Origin of the sequence: Arthrobacter bambusae, assembly GCF_030812595.1 — a bacterium.
Classification (GTDB): domain Bacteria; phylum Actinomycetota; class Actinomycetes; order Actinomycetales; family Micrococcaceae; genus Arthrobacter; species Arthrobacter bambusae_B.
Genome location: NZ_JAUSSZ010000003.1, coordinates 1 through 18,095, shown reverse-complemented (window position 1 = coordinate 18,095; position 18,095 = coordinate 1). Strand labels below are relative to the sequence as shown.

Here is an 18,095-nt window from a genome sequence, read left to right as displayed (position 1 = left end):
CTTCCTTCAGTTGCTGGATCATTTGCTGAGGATGGTGTCCAACGCAACGCTGACGGCGCTGAGATGGTCGGCCATGGCGGCTTCGGCGGCGGGGGCGTCGCCGGCTTCGATGGCTTCGACGATGCGGAGGTGTTCATCGTCTGAAACATGCTGGCGGTCGGCCACCATGTTCAAGGTTTCGGATTGATGGGCAAGGGCTTCGCGGATGTCTGCGACAACGCTTTCGAAGACCTTGTTGCCGCTTGCGCGGGCGATGGCAGAATGGAAACTGGCGTCGAGGCTGACCCAGGTCTCAGGGTCGGCCTCGGCGGCCATCGAATTGACGATCTCCTTGAGGTGTTCAAGTTCTTCCGGACTGCGGCGTTCCGCGGCCAGGCCGGCCGCCGGGACTTCAATATGCGGGCGTGCCTCGTTGAGGTCCCGCGCTGAATACTGGCCGAGTATGAGGTCATTGGCTACCCGGTCCGCGACGACGAACGTGCCCTTGCCGGTCTTGGTGACCGTCAGCCCGAGCGCAGTGCAGGAGCGGAGCGCCTCACGGATGACCGAGCGACTCACCCCGTACTCCGCGGCGAGCGTGGCTTCAGAGCTGAGTTTGCCCCCCACTTCCACGGTTCCGTCTTCAATATCCCGGCGGATGGCGCTGAACACGGCTTCCGCTGCACTGAAGCGGGCGAGGGGCCCGGGGCTTGATGGCCGGGCCGCTTGGGCCGGCCGGGGAACGGCGCCGCTTGGGGCGGTGCGCTGGCCAGCGGCAGCTTTCTGGCTGACGGCTGGTTGTCCAATGGCGGCCTGTCCGGCTGTCCGGCTGTCTGACAGGTTCACCCTTAGAATATGGCACGGGTCACAGGGTGGTGTCAATGTGGAGGGATACCGCGCGGCTCGCGCGGACGTGCGGACACCAAGGAGGCTCCGATGCAGTGGGTTCCTCGAATCACGGTGGAGGTGCCGGTCCTCAGGATCGGGGCCGGGCCCTCGAGCTATGAGGAGCTGGCGCGCTACGTGGTTGCCTTGCGAAGGCCGCAGGGATTGCATATGACCCTGTTGCACCTGGGTGTGCTGGATGACTTTTGCCGGGACGTGGCCGATTGGACCAAAGGCAACACCAGCGCCGGGTCTGCCCTGCTCAAGACTGTTGCGTGGCTCAAGGCCCTTCCCGCGCTGGAGGCCTTCCCTGGGAGCGCCGAGAGGCTGATCGTCCTTGGCGGCGGCGGAGTGTGTGGACTGGAAGTGGACGTGCCTGGCCCGGTACGCGACTACCAGGTCTCCCTCGTGCACGCCCTTCACGAACTCCTGGATGAACTGCTTATCGACAACATCGACGATTTCATCCTCAGCTCTCCTGCCCTTGGATTCCGCTCGCCTCGCTGGATTCCCCATGTGGCCGTGGGCAGGCCAAAGTCCCGGGGCCGCGGTCCGTGGGAGATTGGGAGGCTCGGCGTTGAATTCGGCGGCTCGCGGATCAGGAACCGCCAGCATTTGCCTCAATTGCCGTAGTGGTTTCAGCGGCGGGGGCTTGCCGATGCCCTCGTTCCGTGGCTTCTCAGGCGGACCGTCCGGGCCTGGTGGATGGCGGCGAGGCCGACGGCGCTGGCTGTGAGCCGGAGGGCATGGACCCTGTACCACCGTTTCAACAGGGGCTTGCGGCGCGTCTCCTCGAGCGGCTGGGGGCTGAAGAAGAGCTTGGGGTTGATGGATCGCAGCAGGTACGCCGTAGCGGCGGCGCCCGCGGCGGAGCTTGCGGCGGCCACCATCAGCCACGGCCTGCTATCGGAATGCTTCCATCCGGTAATAAGGGCAGCGACGGCGGCTGGGGCACTGAGCGGCGCGATCGGTGCGTAGTAGCGCCCGGGGCTTCCCGCTCCAAAGGGTGTTCGAGGGAGTTCACGGCTCGCTTCCGAGGCCGCGACCCGGTCCGGAATCTTGACGATGGCCTCATAGAGGTTGCCGAAAAACCAGTGCGCATGGGTGAACTCCGCGACATCCAAGATCCGGTCAGCGAACACATCCCGACGGCCCGAAGAAGTCTGTCCCATGCCCACAATCTACCGCCGATGCGCAGTGCCGGACACGTGGTTCGCCTTCCACGCAAGCGCCGCCGGTTATATGGTCGACACCATGGCTTGAGCCCGGAGTCCAAACAAGCGGCACGTTGGAGGAATAGCTTTTGGTCAAGATCCGTATGGTTTTGCCCGCAAATGTGCGCCACCGTTCCGGGGGAAATATCTACAATGCGAGGTTGGCTGAAGCCCTCCGCGCCCAGGGCGCCGGGGTTTCGATCTGCAAGCTCGACGGCGAGTGGCCTTCGGGAACTGCCGGAGGCCGCAGCCGTCTTGCCGATGCACTTGCCGGGGTCGATCTGCCCACCTACATTGTCGATGGCCTGATCGCCATGGGCGCGCCCGCGGAAATCGAGGCCGCAACCGCTGCGGGGCGCAGTGTCTGGGTGTTGCTCCACATGCCCCCGACCGGGGACAACCCGCTTGAGAAGAGCGCTCTTCACGCAGCAACAGGTCTTCTCTGCACTGGTTCCGGTACTGCCGAAGCGGCCAGAAGATTGGGCCTGGTCAACGTACATCTGGCAAGCCCCGGTGTGGATCTCCCAGCCAAAGCACGCCCACGGCACTGGACGGCCTCGGGGGCACCGCATTTCGTTATGGTGGGCGCCCTGCTCCCCAATAAGGACCAGATCTCCTTTGTCGACGCGCTGGCACGGATCAAGGACCTGGCCTGGACTGCGGCGCTTGTGGGCTCCTCCACCGCAAACCCTTTGTATGCCGCGGCGGTGCGGGAGCGTATATTCCAAAATGGACTTGAGCAGCGGGTTGAGCTCACTGGGGAACTTTCCGGCCAGGCTTTGGAGGCGCAATGGCTCCGCGCGGATGTCAGTCTCTTGATATCGCACTCCGAGTCCTTCGGCATGGTGGTCCAGGAGTCCCTGGCTCACGGCATACCGGTAGTGGTCCGCAAGGGAACCGGCGCCGTCGAAGCGCTCGGAGTCCACGGGGCCGGCGAGGCCGTCGATCTCACCGCGGGAATCGGCTCATTGGAGACGGTCCTCCGGAGATGGCTCGGCGACCCCGCGCTGCGGGAGAGTTGGCGGGTAGCAGCCGAGGCAGCCAGCCGTGCGCTGCCGCGATGGGAAGACACGGCACGGGAAGTCCTCCGCGCCGTCACAGGGACATAGAGCTCCCCGCGGCTCACTTCCGCAAGCTGCGAACCACTTCGTACAGGCCGATACGGGACGAGGTCCCGGTCTTCTTGAGGGCCCTCGAGATGTGGTTTTCGACGGTCCGGGTGCTGATTCCCAAGCGGCTGCCGATTTCGATGTTGCTATGGTGGCCGGCCAGAATCGCTATCTCTATCTCGCGTGCTGACAGGGGCTGTGGCCGGTCCCCGCCGGTATCGAGGACCATGTCTTCCCCCCTCGGCTGGAAGCGGACGTTGAAGGCGGACACGACTTGTTGGAATGCCGCGGCGCAATCGGGATCAAGTTCGAGGGAATAGCGCTTCGCGGTCCCGTTGAGGAGCGTCCCGATCAAGTGAAGGTCGGCATCTGGTTCGTATCGGTCCAGCAGGATCGTCAGCAGTTCGCTGTCTTCGTCGGAGATGGCTGAAGCAATCGCGAGGAGTTGGTCATGCAGGGAGCCGCATTTCCCCTTGAAGAGCCGCCTCGCTACTTCGAGGATCCTCTGCCCAGGGAACAAGGACAACATGAACAGTGCGGAATATATGGCTTCCGTGATGTAGCCGCGATCGAGCTGCTGTTTGAGAAGGTCGGCGGCCCTCTCATCGAATTCCTCGAAATCGGCATACTGTGTGGAAGCGAGCTCGTACACCGCCTTCCCGGTCCCGGGCAACGGACCGATATCCGCGACCTCCTGGCGAGCCTGGGTTCCCAGTGAAGGGATGTTGGCGGCTGAGGACGACAATGCGCGAAGGCCGGCAATTCTGAGCATCGCATCATGGAGGAAACTCACCAGGAAGCCGTGCCTGCCCAAGGCGAAGACGCTGGTCATCACATAGTCCGCTTCAAGGCTCAAGCCCCGTTGGAGGAGGGCCAGCACCGCTACATAGCTGCTTGCGACGAAGCGGAATTGGTCCAGGCCGCGTTGCGCAGCCGCACGCTGGGCCAGGGAGAATGTGAGCGCTTCATCACACCGGCCGGCAATGAGCAGGGCAAGCCCACGGGCGAACGGTTCAACACTCACGGCGAGTTCATAGCCGTCCGCCGAATCGAGGGCCGAAAAGGCCGCCTGGGTGTTGAAGCGGTAGAGCTCCAGCACGCATTGAATAACCGGCACGACGCCGCTTTCGGAATGTTGGCTCGTCAGCCCGTACAAGACCTGGTCCAAATTTGCGGGCATCCGGTCAAATGATGCTGCAAGGTAAATCGCGAATGCCTCGGCCTCGGCTTTCCAATCGGGATGGGCGTCGCCCAGATCCTTGAGTAGGCTGGTGGCCTCCAGGAGTCCATCGCCCGCGGAAATCGCCCAGAGCGCTTGGGTCATGGCAAAAAAGAAACGGTCGGCGGAACCGGCTCCGGCTAACTGGGTTTCGCTGAAGACCTTTTCGATGCGTGAGGGATCGATGGCGCCGCCCCAGTAAAACTTGAGGAACGCAGCTGCGTTGGACATAGTCGGTTCCGACTCCCACAGCCCGAAATGCGCTTCTTCAAGCAAACGCAGCTGTTCCTGGAAATGCCGCGTCGCGGCCGTGCCGCTTCCGGCTTCGTTCCGGAGGTCCTTTATCAACTCGGCAAGGGGTGCCGACAACGGATCGTTTGGCGGTTGGAACGGAGTGTCGATTGCCCGGGCTATGCGGTCCGTCAGCAACCTGTGCGAAGAAAGGGTGTGACGGTCGCGGAAGTAGTCCGCCACGATAGGGGGACTCACATCCACCCAGATGGTGTTGTTGACGTCTTCCGTGACCGTTAGCAGCCTGCGCCTTTCAAGCCCGTCGAGGTTCTCCTGTCCGACCATCGGAAGCAGCGACTCCACCGGACTGGGGCCCAAGACCGACATGGTGTGCAACGCCGTCAGTTCGTCGGCATTGAGGTCTTGGAGGAGCGCCTCGATGGTGCTGTGGAGGTACTCGTTCCACAGCGTGTGTCCGGCGATGCTCCACTGTCCTTCGCGAAGGACGAGCAGTTTGCTGAATATTGCGCTTTGGGCAATCCTGACGACGAGCCTTGGGTTTCCTGCCGACTTCATGAGGACAGCGGTGGTCAGGTCTACGTCCGGCGGCGAGCCCAGGGTCTGGGCCAGGAGTTTGTTGACCTGACCGTAGCGAAGCGGACTCAGGCGGATTTTCGCCTCCGGCCACCGCGCCGGCGAAAACACTGAAGACCGCGAATAGAGCGGCGAGTCGCCTGCCGTCGTCACCAGCGGTCGGCGTGAACGCTGGTGAACGATGTCGATAACAGCGAGGGACTCCTTGTCCAGCAGATCGACATCGTCTACGACTATCGCTTTGGCTCCCCGCCTCGCCAGCCGTTCGGCCAAGGCATCAGCCACTCCCCTCGGCCCGTTTTGGCGGGCGCGGGCGTCGAAGCCAAGGGCCCCTATTCCCGCGAACGGGGTGTCTTGCAACAGACGTGAGCCGGAGAGCCCGAACACCTCTGCCCCTGTCTTTTCAAGGTGCGCGACGATCGACCCCAGGACGGTAGACCGCCCACTTCCTGCGCCGCCCACGATCCGTACGCTAATGCCGCGAGCCACGTGGTCCAGTGCACGGCGGGCTTCCTCTTCGAACACTCCACCACTCCTAACTCATAGCGTTGCCAACATTGAATCCCATGCGCCCCCGAGGCATTGCAAGAGGAGTTCCCGCGACACGAAACGCCACTGCTTAGTGGCGATGAAGGGTGCGGGCTAGCCAGTTTCGGTGGGAGATGCACACCAAAAGGCGGCTGGGCTCACACATGTCACAACGCTATGGCCGAAATCGGCCACTGAGTGGAGAATGTGCCCAAATTGAGTGGTGGAATTAGCTCGATTAGGTGGTGGACGGCCTTGAAACCCGCGTTTCACACCCAGTAATGGCACTGGCCGAGAGTGCCCTATAGGTGTTGGATGCCCGCCCGCTGCATGGCGTCGCGGTAAGTTTCAATGTTTTTGGCCAGAAGTTCCTGCTGCTTCGCCTCGGACAGGGCAAACGCCCGTCCACCGAGCGCGCTGGCCTTGTAGACCTTGATCCCGTGCTGCCGGAGCGGCGAGTGGTAGGTCTTCTCAAAGAGCGCCAGGAAGGCGGCGGCCTCCGCGCCGTGGGCGACCACCGCGGAGACTCTCTTGTTGATCTTGAGGAACTGGCGGAAGGGCCGGAGCCCGTCGGTTTTCTCCTGTGCGGTCAGCGCCGGTGGCAGTTCGGGGTCGCGGACCCACGGGTAGCAGTTCCACGGCATGACATAGCGCACGTCCAAGTCGGCTGAGTCATAGATCAACTGCGCACGCCGGGCGGCGTCGTCATCGTTCAAGTGCGACACGAATCCTGAGGCGGGTGCCCGCCCCGGGCTGGTCTGGAGGGTGACGATCCGGCACTCGTCCTCGTCATGCACCGGATCGATGTACGGCACGGAAGAACCCGGCCTTTTGGCCATGAGTTCGTCGCACAGCTGCGTCACGGCAGCAATGTTGGGCTCCTGTAGCAAGGCCCTTTTTTCTTCCCAGTCAATGGTCACGTTCTCTCCTTCGGCAGCGCGGCGTCCAGAATCGGCGTCCCTTGCCACTTTACGCCGTCGCTTTGGGCGTCGCGTCCCGTTTGGCGGCTGGGCTATCGTCCCTTGAGCTTTTGCATATCGCGCCGGTCCTTCTTTGTGGGCCGTCCGGCCCCGCGATCGCGCTGCGGCAGCCCGAGGGCCGGCGCGGCGGGGCGCTCCGGCGTGTGGTTGGCGAAGCAATGGGATGCTGCTTCGGCCCCTACCCTTTTTGCAATGAGCCTCCGGACCTCAAGGATGCGCTCGAAGCCCGGTTGCCGGACACGGATGGTATCGCCGATAATCACGGACTGCGAGGCCTTGACCGGGTTCCCGTTGATTCGCACGTGCCCCGCCCTGCAAGCGGTTGTTGCCGCGGAACGGGTCTTGTAAGCACGGATGGCCCAGAGCCAAGCGTCGATGCGCACATTGCTCGGGGAAGTCGGAAGGCTAGTCATGATTGCGAACGAGTATAGTCCGCGCGAGGCGTGGCGCCAGCCGGACGCTAGGCTCGGGGGCGGGCCCCGGCAGAGGCGGTCACGCGGCCGGAAGGGACAGCCTTGCCGCCATGGGAGGCGCCCCGGTGTTCGCGGACCGGTGCGGCAGTCTCCCGTTCAGCGTCGCGTGCTGCGGCGCGGGCGTCAGCCTCGGCCACCGCGGCGGCCCACTGGCTGTTCAGGACCGGAGGATCCTGCTTCACTGCAACAACAAAGGGGTGTTCTTTGGCCTGGGTAGTGGCTACGGCGGTGGCGGTGGCTGCTATTCCTGCCTTGACCTGGGCGGGTTTGGGCCAGCTCCGCGGATTTACCAGCGGCTTCCAAGGGAAGTTCCGGACCGCGGACCACGACGCCGACCACAGCAACCTGGTGGTCGCAACGATTCCAACGCGCGGTTTCCGGTGAACAAATGGCCCAGTGCCCGTCAACCTGTCATCAGTCGGAGTCGATTCCTCGGACTCGGCTGGCGGTGAGGGCGCTCGCCGGGGCCGCGGGGGCAGGTGGACAACCGGTCCGGCATCGCGTTTCGGGAAGATCCCCACCATGGCGAGCAGGATGATCCAAAGCAGTTTCGCGACGCCGGCCAGCACCAAGGTGACCACCATCAGGAGGCCCAGGATGATGGACATCAGCAAAGCCACCCCGAGCGTTCCAAAAAAGGTCAGATTGAGGCCAAGTGTTGTTGGATCTTGCACGTAGCCTCCCCGAGCCAGAGTTGTGAGGTGGTCGCCGCCGCCGAAGGCCTGCGGGCATGTCTTCTAGCCTAAGGGCGAAATCTGGAGGAATCATCCGCCAAAGTCCGGCTCGCCGAGGTTGTTTCGAAGCTGTTATCTCCTGTGACAAGATTTGTTAGCTAGCTCTCACCTCCCTTCCAGATAGGCCCCAATGCCATTCGATCCGGCCCGCATCCGCCAAGGCGTTTGCCCTTGTTTGTCCGGGGAACAATATGCCGAGTGCTGTGGACGCTTCCACCGCGGAGACGCCGACGCCCCCACGGCAGAACAGCTCATGCGTTCGCGCTACGCCGCCTTCGTGGTCCTCGACAGCGATTACCTTCTGCGCACGTGGCACCCGGACACCAGGCCGGCCGCGCTGGACTTGGACCCGGACATTGAATGGCGCCGGCTGGACATCCTGGCGACGCACCGGGGCGGCCCCTTGGACGCCGAAGGGTCGGTCGAATTCGCGGCACGCTACCGTTCCGGCGGCGAACGTGGAGTCCAGCGCGAAAACAGCCGCTTCCTGCGGATCGACCGGCGTTGGTATTACGTCGACGGCGACGTCGGCTAGTTCTGTCCGTGCTCCTCCGCTCGGCAGGGGCTCAGCGGTACTTCCGGCGCAGGCTCTCCTTCGACGAAGCGCCGGGGGTGGCATCGGCGATCCAAGGACCTGTTCCTTCGGACTGGTCAAGGATTCCGGCCTCAAGCCAGGCGTAATCGCCTGCAAGGACGTTCGCGGACAGCTCGTGATCGACGTCGTCGGTGTTCCGCCACAATTGCTCGAAGTACCCGTCCACGCGAATCCGCGCCTGCTCGCAGTAGGCCTCGGCGAGTTCGTACGCCGCCGCGCCTTGCTCCGGTGCGGTCTGCAGCAGCATCTCGGCTCGTGAGCAGCATGCCGCCATGGCAAACAACTCGGCTCCGATGTCCACAATCCTGCCGAGGAACGCTTGTTTGTATTCAAGCTTTGCCTGCCAGCGGCCCATCCCGTAGAACGTCTGCCGTGCGAGCCGGCGTGAGGCCCGCTCCACGTACCGCAGTTGCTTCGCGAGGCGCCCGAACTCACCGTAGGCCCGGGGGTCCATGCCGGCACCGGCCACAAGCTTGGGAAGCCATTTGGCGTAGAAACCTGAGGCGCCGACGGCGGCACGCGCCTTCTCCTGCAGGGTTGCGTCCACAGAAGCGAGCTCGCCCGCGGCCGAAAGATGAGCATCAACGGCTTCGCGGGCAATGAGCAGGCGCATGATCTCGGACGAGCCTTCGAAGATCCGGTTGATGCGCATATCCCTCAACAACTGCTCCGCGGCCACTGCCCGTTCTCCCCGCGCCTCCAAGGAATCGGCCGTTTCAAAGCCCCGTCCGCCCCGGATCTGCACCAACTCATCAGCCACGATGCAACTCAGTTCGGTGGACCATAGCTTGGCCAGGGCTGCTTCGATCCGGACATCCTTCTGGCCAGCATCCGCCATCTCCGCAGAGAGTTCAAAGACAGCCTCAAGGGCAAAGGTTGTGGCGGCGATGAATGCGATCTTCTTGCCGACTGCCTCGTGTTTTCCGACCGGCCGGCCCCATTGGGTGCGGGCATTGGACCATTCGCGGGCGATCTTCAACGACCACTTGCCCGCCGCCACGCACAGCCCGGGGATGGAGAGACGGCCGGTGTTGAGGGTCGTGAGCGCGATCTTGAGCCCTTGGCCTTCCCGGCCCAGCCGGTTGGCTGCCGGCACGCGGACTTGGTGGAACCGTGTCACGCCGTTCTCTATGCCGCGCAGGCCCATGAAGGCGTTGCGGTTCTCCACGGTGATCCCCGGGGAGTCCATTTCGACGACGAACGCCGTGATTCCGCCCTTGAGCACCGTGCCGTCGGGGGCGGTGTGGGCGGGAACAACCGCCATGACCACCACCAGTTCGGCGATCACGCCGTTGGTGGTCCAAAGTTTGACGCCGTCCAAAAGGTAAGACTCGCCGTCGTCGCTTGGCACTGCGGTGGCGCCCATCCGGGCGGGGTCGCTGCCGACGTCGGGCTCCGTCAGCAGGAAGGCCGTGACGGCGCCTGCCGCGCACCGCGGCAGGTACTCCTGCTTTTGTTCCGGCGTGCCGAAGACTTTGACCGGCTCCGGGACGCCGATGGACTGGTGGGCCGAAAGCAGCGCGCCAAGGCTGGGGTGCACTGATCCCAAAAGCGCCAGCGCCCTCCCGTAGTAGACCAAAGACAAGCCCAAACCGCCGTATTCACGCGGGATCTTCATGCCGAATACGCCCAATTTGGTGAGGCCCGCGAGGTATTCGTCCGGAATTTTGGCGTCGCGTTCGATGACGCGGCCGGATATCGTGCCGCAGAACTCCGCCAGCTTCGCCATGAACTCTTCGCCGCGCTCGACGTCTTCGGCTCGTGCCCGTGGCCAAGGGTGGATCAGCCCGAGATCGAAATCTCCCAAATACAACCCCTTGGCGAAACTCGGGCGGTTCCACTCGGTGTCGCGGGCGGCCTCGGCGACGGCGCGGGCCTCTGCGGCCGTGACGCCGCCGCTCTTGTTGTCAGTGGCGGAGGTCATGGCAGGACTCCTCTTGCCGGTTGTGGCCGGTTCGAGCCCAGGATCCGCCTCGGGTGGGGGACCCTTCAGCTGTCCCTCAATGCTACCCGCGGGTAGGTACCTGTGCTAGGGGCGGTTTGCGATGGGAATTCCACCGGCAGTTCCACTTTTCCGGCCTGGTGGACAAGCTGGTCCCACGCAAAATTGATGCCGTGGACCAGCCCGCCCAGCACGTTCTTGACGGTGTACCAGGCGAGGCTTCCGGCACCGACCAACGCAAGCGTTGCCATTGCGGCTACCGCGATGAAGGCTGCCAGAACCAGGCCAAGGAGCAGTGTCCCCAGGAAGACGTAAGTGCTGGTGTCTAAGGTCGTCAAGTCGAACTGCATTGGGTCCCCTCCGCAACGCTGCCAAAGCCGACGTCGGTGTCGGCGTCGTTGGTGTCGACACTAGGGCCGGCGTTGGCGGTTCAGCCAGCAACGACACCGGCGCCGGGCCTGTTGATATGCGATCGAAACCCTACCGGCAGGTAGATCACGGAAGGGTTGCGGCGCACCCTGCGTTAACCTTGTACGGGGCAGTTTTCGGGATTTCCGCTGCCAGTAGGTTCCGCGGTAGCTGAAGGAGAGTAAGTGTCCCGCTCAGCAATGTCCTCCGCCGATGCCATCAGTGCCCGGCTCAGGGACCTCGAACTCCTCACCAAAGGCCCCGCGTGGGCCCTCACTCGCTCGGCGCCCTGGGTGATCGCGGTGCTCCAAGCATCGTTCACCCGAACAAAGCCGCAGCTTCCGCTCGAAGAGTTCCATGCCGACGTCGACGCCTTCCTGGAGCAGCTCCGCAGGCAGGATCCCGGGCTGGGCGGCCAGGGCAGCGGTAAGGCGTTTGCCGACGAATGGACCCGGAAGCAGTTCCTGACCCGACGCAGCCAGTCAGGCCAGATCGTCTACGAAATCACCGAGGCTGCTGCGCGCGTCCTGGCATTCCTGGACAGCCTGTCCAGCGAACGGTCCACCCTCAACGGTTCCCGGCTCGGGACGCTGTTGGGCGACGTCGAAAAGCTCGCCAACGAGACGAACCCGGACCAAAGCGCCCGTCTGGAATCGCTTTCGGAGGAGATCCAGGAGCGCCAGAAACTGATCGAGGACATCAGTTCCGGCGACTTCGACGGGCTTTTGGACGATGAGGAAGCCGTGGAAGCGGCCGGGAACATTCTGGACCTTGCGGCCAGCCTGCCTGCCGACTACAAGAAGATGCGCGACCGCATCGAAGAGCTGGTAGGCGAGCTGCGCAACCAGATCATCGAGGAGTCGCTCAGCAAGGGTGCCACCATGGCGCAGGTCCTGGAGGCGGACAAACGGTTGCGGCAAAGTCCCGAAGGCCGAACTTTCCGCTCGTTCACGGCGTTCCTTGAGGATCCGCAGCAACAGTTGCGTTTCCGTTCGGCGATCGGTGACGTGCTTAGCCGCCAATTCGCGGACGATCTCAGCCACGAGGACAGGGAAACCCTCAAGAACCTCGTGGCGGAATTGCGTAACCAGCACAGCCAGATCCAACGGATCTATGGACGGCTTTCGGAAAGCCTCAACAACTACATCCAAAGCGACGACATCCGGCAGTCCGTCCGGCTCCGGCAGGTCCTGCGCGAAGCCGAACAGGCCATCCGCTCCATGCCCTACGAACGCGACCGTCCGGGCCTGGTCCGCGGCCCGGTGTTGTTCAATGCGGGATTCGAATCACTCGCCATGGTCAAGCTCTTCGATCCGGATGAGTTCGCTGCGCCTCCCAAGCTCGCCGACCCCATCGCCTTCACCGATTCCGACCGCGTGCGTTCGCTGCGCTCTGCGAAGGCAAGGCCCGACGTCGTTCGCGCTGCCATGGCGGGCGCCTCGACGCTTGCGGGTGCCTGGCGGAACCTTCCGGAGGAAGAACGGCACATCAACAGCGTCCGGGCGCTCCTGTCCGAGGCGCTGCATGGCGGTGCGGCGTTCGACCGGGCCGCCTGGGAAGACATCGACTTCGAACAAATCGATGGCAGCACACGCACCGCATACCTGCCGCTCGTGACCCTGACTCCCAGTGACGCTAAGGATTCCGATGACTGACGCCCACCCCACCGAGCATGCCCCCTCTTCGGAGCAAGGAGCGGACATAACGCATCATGTCCACTCCGAGGCCTCCTTGGATGGACATGCGCATTCGTGGACCGGGCGTGAAGACGGACATGCTCCTCGGGAGGTGCCCACGGACGGACATGTCCCTTCGGATCCGTTCCGTGTCACGCCACGCGACACGTTCGTGGATGGCGCGGCGCTGTTCCCGGGCGACACTGGAGTGCTGCCGATGAAGGTTCGTCAAGCCCTCGTGCGGCTGCTTAAAGGACCATACGTCGACGGCGGCCGCGACGAAAAGCTCTGGACCACCCTCTTGGACAACCAAGTGATTCTCCGCAGCAGGCTTTCCGAGCTCTTCCTGAACCTCCAGCTGGACCACGAACGCAAGATCGCAGTGCTCCGACCCGTCGATCCCGAAGCGATTGGAGGAAGCGCACGCTCGAGCATCCTTCGCCAGCAACGGGCGTTGAGCCGGGTGGAAACCATCGTGCTCCTGCGCCTGAGGCTTCTCCTCGACCGCCACGTCACAGCCCAGACTGACCCCGTGATCACCCGCGAAGAAATCTCCGAACTGGTGGCGCACTACCAGCCATCCGGCCAACAAGACGCCCTCCGCGACGCCGACGTCGTCAATCGCACCATCACCAAGCTCCTGGCCCGGCAACTGCTCCTGGCCACGGGCATCGAGGACACCTTCGCCATCTCCAAGGCCCTCCCGCTGGCCCTCCCGTTCGAAAACATCGGCGACATCCCCGCCCAGATCGAAGCTTTGGTCGCAGTAGCAACCGACGAATCGGGCACGGAACCCCTCATCGAACTCACGGAAACCGACGACGAAGGCGAGTCACCCGACGACGCCGACGGCGAGGAGGCGGATGCCGCCGTCGTGGTCGACGGGTCAGGTGACGCAACCTCCGCCGCATCGGTTGCGGAGGCAAAGGCGACCACAAAGAACGCAACCACAACTGACACAACCGAGCAGGAGGCAGCCAAGTGACCATCGCAACCATGCTTCCGATCGGCGAGCTCATCAACCCGGGCCAGATGCGCCTTGCCCTGGTCCAGGTGGTCAACTGGGGAACGTTCCACGGCGCCCACACGATGCACGTGGACCGAAACGGCACGCTCCTTACAGGTAATTCGGGCGTCGGCAAGTCGACTCTGTTCGATGCCATGCTCCGAGTGTTCGATGCCCGTCCGCGTTCCAACGAGGCCGCGGCGCAACGGGCCGGCGGGGCTGTGGAGGACAAGAGAACTACCTTTACCTACATGCGCGGAAAGGTTGGCGACAAGGCCGTGGGCGACGGTTCGGCGAGTGCCTTCCAGCGCCCGGGTGCCACGTGGTCCGCCGTCGCGCTGACGTTCGACAACGCGGCCGGCACCAAGGTGACCATATCGGCACTCTTCGACCTGCCGAAGAACGGCACGGAGTCCAGCGTCGGCCGGTTCTACCTGATTGACAACAAGCCACTGGATCTCGGAGCGATCGAAGGCAACGCGGAGAAGCGGTTCACCAAAGGTGCATTGGAGACCATCTTCCCGGACGCCCAGGTCTTCGATGTCCATAAGGCCTTCGCGGAGCGTTTCCGCCGGCTTCTCGGCATAAACTCCGATCAGGCGCTTCCGCTGTTGCGCGTGATCCAGGCCGGCAAGGGGTTGGGCGGCAGCGTCAACACGTTCTTCCGCGACCAGGTGCTCGACGCGCCCGCGACGCTCACTGCCGCTGACGACGTCGTCGAGGAATTCAGCAACCTCATGTCCATCAGGCAGCGGCTCGAGGACGTTCGCCAGCAGCGCGATCAGCTCGCTCCCGTTCCCGGGATGAACAAGGAGTATGCCCAGTCGTTGCTGGAGGCAAACCGGCTCCGGGAGCTCAGCGGCGAGGAGTTCGACGCGTACAAGCAGCAGCTCTCGGTCACGGTGCATGCCAAGACCCTGGCCCGATTCAAGGACCTTGCCCAGGCGAAGGCCAAGGAGCTCAGCGCGGAGAGAAGCGTCCGGGACGCGCTCGCCAAGGAGCTTCGCCAGCTCGAAGCGGATTACAACAACCAGGGCGGGAACGCGATTTCGGCGATCGAGCAGTCGCTCGAAAATGCCCGGGTCGGCCTCAAACTCCGCCAGCAGGTGGAGGAAGCGGCCCACCAAGCATTGGCCGACGCCGGACTCAACCTTGAGTGGACGGCTGAAGGTTGGGAGCAAGCCCACGAACAGGCCGCGAGCCGTACCGCCGAGCTCAAGGACGATTCCGAAGCGCTCCGGGAACTCCGTTTCGAAGCCTTCGACGGCCACGCCACCAAGAAACGTGAACTCGCCGCAGCTCAGCAGGAACTCGTCTCGCTGAAGACGCGAAAGTCGCTGCTGCCGCCGTCGAGCATTGAAAACCGCGCCGCGATCGCCGCTGCCACCGGAGTTCCGGAGGACCGCATGCCCTTTGGAGGCGAGCTCATAGACCTCGCCGAGGGTGCGGAACAGTGGCGGCCCGCGGCCGAGCGCGCCCTGCGGAACCTCGCCACGACGCTGCTGGTTCCCGGCGAGCACTTCGCCGCCGTCACGCGCTACCTGAACGACAACACCATCCGAGGCGCCCTGCGTGCGGTGGATGTCTCCAAGCCACTCCCGGGCGGGGCCTTGGCTGTGGAGGACGTGTCCGACGGCGATTTGCTGACTAAGTTGGACATCCTCACCGTGGGTGCCAATGCCGATGCCGGCCAGTGGATCCGCGAGCGGATCGCCCTCGATTTCGCCTACCCCTGCGTGGAAGACCCTGACGAACTCGCGAAGCTGGACAAAGGCCTGAGCCTGGGCGGCGTGGTCAAGCGCAACCGGCACACAGTGGAGAAGGACGATCGCTTCACGAGCCGGCAGGACTACGTCCTGGGGTTCGACAATGCGTCCAAGCTGGAGCTCGTGGCAGCCCGCGTGGGCGAGCTCGAAAACGAGCTTCTGAAGGCCGCGGAACTCGCCCAAAGCCGCGAGGATTCGCACCAAGGCATGACCCGCCAGCTCGAAGCATTGCGCCGCATCGCCGAAGACGAACGCGGCTGGGAACAGGTCTCTGCAGCGGTCGCCTCGGAGGAGCTCGTCAAGATCGAGCAACGGCTCAAGGACGCCTTGGCCGCACAGGCCGACCTGGAACCCCTGCGCGCAAACATCGAGGCGGTGCGCGAAAAGCACCAGTCCTCCACAGGATCGGCGGCGGTGTTGCAGAGCGAATATAAGACGCTCGACCAGCAGATGACCACGGCTGACGCACTCCTGGAGGCCGCACGCAACCGCCTCGACCAGGCGCCGCCGTCGGGCACTACTGTTACGGCCCTCGAACCGTACTTCAGCGCATTCGGCGAGGTGAGCGAGCTCCACGAACTCGACGCACTGGCTGCCGAAGTCCGGAGCAAGCTCCTGGCCGAACTCCACGCCGCCGAGTCCCGCGGGCAGGCGTTGGCCGAAAGGCTGACGCGCATGTTCGAAGGATTCGTGCGCGAATGGGGCACCGCCATTTCCGCGGATCACGGCACCTCGATCGGCGCCGCGGGGGAGTTCGAATCCCGCTACCACCAGATCGTCAGCGAAGGCCTGCCCGCGCAGGAAGCCGAATTCCGGCAGTTCTTCAACCAGCGCACGCACGAGTCGTTCAGCACCTTGCTGCACTTGCTGGACGAGGAACGCCGCGCCATCACGAGCCGCATCCTTCCCCTCAATGGGATCCTGTCCGAGGTCAATTTCCACGAGGGCAGCTTCCTGGAACTAGACATCAAGCAGACCCTGCCGGCAACGGCGAAGCAGTTCAAGGACGCCATCCAGAACGCGCTGAAGACGCGTCACACGCGGCCGTCCCGCGCGACCGGGACAGCTTCGGGTGCCGGTTCCACGCCCGAGGCGGACGACGACGTCGAACTCACCAACCGCTACAAGTCGCTGGAAACCCTGGTCAAGCGGCTCGGTTCGCAAACGCCTGAGGACCGGCGGTGGCGAGCCGAGGTGCTGGACGTTCGCGGGCATCTCTTCATCCAGTGCAAGGAGCACCGCTCTGTCCAGGGCCCGCGGGGTGGCAAGAAGACCGAGGTCTACATGCACGCGGACACCGGCTCGATGTCCGGCGGCGAGCGGCAGCGATTCACGGCGTTCATCATGGCAGCGGCCCTGAGCTACCAATTGGGCATCGCCGAGCAGGGTTTCACGACCTACGGAACGGTGATGATGGACGAGGCGTTCGTCCTGGCCTCCGAGGAGTTCGCCGGTGCAGGCATCAAGGCCCTGCACGAGTTCGGTTTCCAGTTGTTGCTCGCCGCGCCCGAAAACGTCATTGACCTCTCCCGGCACCTTGGTTCGGTCACGGAAATCCTGCGGGACAAACGGACCAACCGCTCCGGCGTGCTCACGGCTCCCGTCATTGGGGGCCCGGGCGTGCCCGGCGAATGGCGTTCCGAGGCCAACCCCGTGGACATCGTGCTCCGCTAGCCCTGACGCCCGGTCACCTCTGGCGGGTTTTCCCCGGACGCCCGGTCACCTCTGGCGGGTTTTCCCCGGTCGCCCGGTCACCTCTGGCGGGTTTCCAGGGAACGCCCGCTCACCTGACGTGAGCGGGCGTTCTCCCGCGAGGGGCTACTTTCCCAGGACCCGCCCAAGAAACTGGGCGGTCCGCGACTGCAGCCCGGCGATTTGGCGAACAACGACGGCGGCCGGGTCAGGATTGATTTCGTTTACCGGCGGCTCCTTGCGGACGTTGTTACAGCAGCCGAATTCGGCGCAGATCAACGTCCCCACAGTGTTGCCGTCGCGGCCCGATTGGCCTGCGCGCTTCGCGACCCAAAGATATACATCGTCTTTGGAAAACACGTCGCGGCACAGTTCGCAAAGGACTGAGCGCTTCTTGCCGGAGCCTCCCTCAGGCGCGCGGAGCATGACGCCGGTGAGGGAACCATTGTTCGGAAGGACGAGGTAACCCCGCAGCGGCATCTTCTCGTCGCGCCAGCCAAGGAATTCGAGGTTGTCCCAATCGAGGGAATCGAAGTTTTTCGGGAGGTTGAGTTTGGCGGCCTCCGAGCGGCTCGCATTGATGAATGAGGAACGGATTTGTTGGGCGGTGATTTTCTGCATGGCGAAGTTCTTTCAGTTCGAGTGGGCTCCGAAGAGAGAGGACGCGGGCGTCTGACGATCCGAGGGCACGGCAAAGGCACCTCTGCGTGCTTCGAGTGCAGGGGCGGTGGGTTAGTTTCCCCGACCGCCGAGCGGGATGGCCGACGCGAAGGGCGCTGCGAAGCAGGCCGATACGGCCACCTCGCCAACCATGGCAGCGCCAACGTGTGCAGTGCGCATGCTCATCCTTTCGATCTTCGCCGCTTTCACGGCCTTGGCGCGGTCCGTTGAATCACCACGCTCTGTCATCTTCGCAAAAGCAGTTCCCGGTGTCCAAGATGCCGCCCCGATAGGTGAGCGGGCGTTTGGGGCGGATTCAAGTGGTGGTTGCAACGCGTCCTTTATGCTGCTGATTCTTCCAGTATTTGTTCGAGGGCTTGCGCGGGTGTTTTCCAGCCGAGGGT

16 protein-coding genes are annotated in these 18,095 nt (G+C 63.8%); 7 read left to right on the top strand and 9 right to left on the bottom strand.

Features of this window, described 5'->3' with window-relative positions; translation table 11 throughout:
- Positions 1-18: 18 nt before the first annotated feature.
- Positions 19-651, bottom strand: coding sequence for a FadR/GntR family transcriptional regulator (locus J2S96_RS05385; RefSeq protein WP_306861288.1), 633 nt, complete (start codon positions 649-651; stop codon positions 19-21).
- 264 nt (positions 652-915) lie between these two features.
- On the opposite strand from J2S96_RS05385, the gene J2S96_RS05380 reads away from it, so the two are divergent.
- Entirely contained in the window at positions 916-1,497 is a 582-nt protein-coding gene (locus J2S96_RS05380; RefSeq protein ID WP_306860678.1) for a hypothetical protein, read from the top strand.
- A gap of 5 nt (positions 1,498-1,502) precedes the next feature.
- On the opposite strand, the gene J2S96_RS05375 is transcribed toward J2S96_RS05380, so the two are convergent.
- Positions 1,503-2,036, bottom strand: coding sequence for a hypothetical protein (locus J2S96_RS05375; protein WP_306860676.1), 534 nt, complete (start codon positions 2,034-2,036; stop codon positions 1,503-1,505).
- Between the two features lie 203 nt (positions 2,037-2,239).
- On the opposite strand from J2S96_RS05375, the gene J2S96_RS05370 reads away from it, so the two are divergent.
- Positions 2,240-3,187 (top strand): glycosyltransferase family 4 protein, encoded by a 948-nt coding sequence (locus J2S96_RS05370; protein ID WP_306860674.1) that lies wholly within the window; start codon positions 2,240-2,242, stop codon positions 3,185-3,187.
- A 13-nt stretch (positions 3,188-3,200) separates the two neighbouring features.
- Here J2S96_RS05370 and J2S96_RS05365 read toward each other — a convergent pair whose 3' ends face one another.
- The 4 genes from J2S96_RS05365 to J2S96_RS05350 form a co-directional block, all read right to left on the bottom strand.
- Positions 3,201-5,756 carry a LuxR C-terminal-related transcriptional regulator gene (locus J2S96_RS05365; protein WP_306860672.1) on the bottom strand — a complete coding sequence of 852 codons (2,556 nt, stop codon included), beginning with the start codon at positions 5,754-5,756 and terminating at the stop codon, positions 3,201-3,203.
- A gap of 305 nt (positions 5,757-6,061) precedes the next feature.
- On the bottom strand, positions 6,062-6,679 hold the full coding sequence (locus J2S96_RS05360; RefSeq protein WP_306860670.1) for a uracil-DNA glycosylase: 618 nt from the start codon (positions 6,677-6,679) through the stop codon (positions 6,062-6,064).
- A gap of 92 nt (positions 6,680-6,771) precedes the next feature.
- Complete coding sequence (locus tag J2S96_RS05355) at positions 6,772-7,152, bottom strand: RNA-binding S4 domain-containing protein (RefSeq protein ID WP_306860668.1); 381 nt, start codon at positions 7,150-7,152, stop codon at positions 6,772-6,774.
- Between the two features lie 47 nt (positions 7,153-7,199).
- Positions 7,200-7,886, bottom strand: coding sequence for a hypothetical protein (locus tag J2S96_RS05350; protein WP_306860666.1), 687 nt, complete (start codon positions 7,884-7,886; stop codon positions 7,200-7,202).
- Between the two features lie 190 nt (positions 7,887-8,076).
- Here J2S96_RS05350 and J2S96_RS05345 point away from each other — a divergent pair, with 190 nt between their 5' ends.
- The gene (locus tag J2S96_RS05345; RefSeq protein ID WP_306860664.1) at positions 8,077-8,481 is read left to right on the top strand and encodes a YchJ family protein; all 405 of its coding nucleotides are present in this window, start codon (positions 8,077-8,079) and stop codon (positions 8,479-8,481) included.
- A gap of 31 nt (positions 8,482-8,512) precedes the next feature.
- Here J2S96_RS05345 and J2S96_RS05340 read toward each other — a convergent pair whose 3' ends face one another.
- Both J2S96_RS05340 and J2S96_RS05335 read right to left on the bottom strand, forming a co-directional pair.
- A complete protein-coding gene (locus J2S96_RS05340) occupies positions 8,513-10,465 on the bottom strand; it encodes an acyl-CoA dehydrogenase family protein (RefSeq protein WP_306860662.1) in 1,953 nt (650 codons plus the stop codon).
- 65 nt (positions 10,466-10,530) lie between these two features.
- The gene (locus tag J2S96_RS05335) at positions 10,531-10,833 is read right to left on the bottom strand and encodes a hypothetical protein (protein WP_306860660.1); all 303 of its coding nucleotides are present in this window, start codon (positions 10,831-10,833) and stop codon (positions 10,531-10,533) included.
- A gap of 243 nt (positions 10,834-11,076) precedes the next feature.
- On the opposite strand from J2S96_RS05335, the gene J2S96_RS05330 reads away from it, so the two are divergent.
- From J2S96_RS05330 to J2S96_RS05320, 3 genes are read left to right on the top strand one after another with little or no spacing between them, the layout of a single operon-like run.
- Entirely contained in the window at positions 11,077-12,546 is a 1,470-nt protein-coding gene (locus J2S96_RS05330) for a DUF3375 family protein (RefSeq protein ID WP_306860657.1), read from the top strand.
- On the top strand, positions 12,539-13,552 hold the full coding sequence (locus J2S96_RS05325) for a DUF4194 domain-containing protein (RefSeq protein ID WP_306860655.1): 1,014 nt from the start codon (positions 12,539-12,541) through the stop codon (positions 13,550-13,552). The genes J2S96_RS05330 and J2S96_RS05325 overlap by 8 nt, the downstream gene beginning before the upstream one ends.
- Positions 13,549-17,013, top strand: a complete 3,465-nt coding sequence (locus tag J2S96_RS05320) for an ATP-binding protein (RefSeq protein WP_306860653.1) — start codon at positions 13,549-13,551, stop codon at positions 17,011-17,013. The genes J2S96_RS05325 and J2S96_RS05320 overlap by 4 nt, the downstream gene beginning before the upstream one ends.
- Positions 17,014-17,157: 144 nt before the next feature.
- On the opposite strand, the gene J2S96_RS05315 is transcribed toward J2S96_RS05320, so the two are convergent.
- Positions 17,158-17,652 carry an FBP domain-containing protein gene (locus J2S96_RS05315; protein ID WP_306860651.1) on the bottom strand — a complete coding sequence of 165 codons (495 nt, stop codon included), beginning with the start codon at positions 17,650-17,652 and terminating at the stop codon, positions 17,158-17,160.
- A 211-nt stretch (positions 17,653-17,863) separates the two neighbouring features.
- Here J2S96_RS05315 and J2S96_RS05310 point away from each other — a divergent pair.
- On the top strand, positions 17,864-18,095 hold a 232-nt coding region (locus J2S96_RS05310), incomplete at its 3' end, for a hypothetical protein (RefSeq protein ID WP_306860649.1).

Bases quoted from the DNA above. Each gene is read 5' to 3' on its own strand.
- J2S96_RS05380 (WP_306860678.1), top strand. From the start codon at position 916: ATGCAGTGGGTTCCTCGAATCACGGTGGAGGTGCCGGTCCTCAGGATC.
- J2S96_RS05375 (WP_306860676.1), bottom strand. From the start codon at position 2,036: ATGGGACAGACTTCTTCGGGCCGTCGGGATGTGTTCGCTGACCGGATC.
- J2S96_RS05355 (WP_306860668.1), bottom strand. From the start codon at position 7,152: ATGACTAGCCTTCCGACTTCCCCGAGCAATGTGCGCATCGACGCTTGG.
- J2S96_RS05345 (WP_306860664.1), top strand. From the start codon at position 8,077: ATGCCATTCGATCCGGCCCGCATCCGCCAAGGCGTTTGCCCTTGTTTG.
- J2S96_RS05340 (WP_306860662.1), bottom strand. From the start codon at position 10,465: ATGACCTCCGCCACTGACAACAAGAGCGGCGGCGTCACGGCCGCAGAG.
- J2S96_RS05335 (WP_306860660.1), bottom strand. From the start codon at position 10,833: ATGCAGTTCGACTTGACGACCTTAGACACCAGCACTTACGTCTTCCTG.
- J2S96_RS05325 (WP_306860655.1), top strand. From the start codon at position 12,539: ATGACTGACGCCCACCCCACCGAGCATGCCCCCTCTTCGGAGCAAGGA.
- J2S96_RS05315 (WP_306860651.1), bottom strand. From the start codon at position 17,652: ATGCAGAAAATCACCGCCCAACAAATCCGTTCCTCATTCATCAATGCG.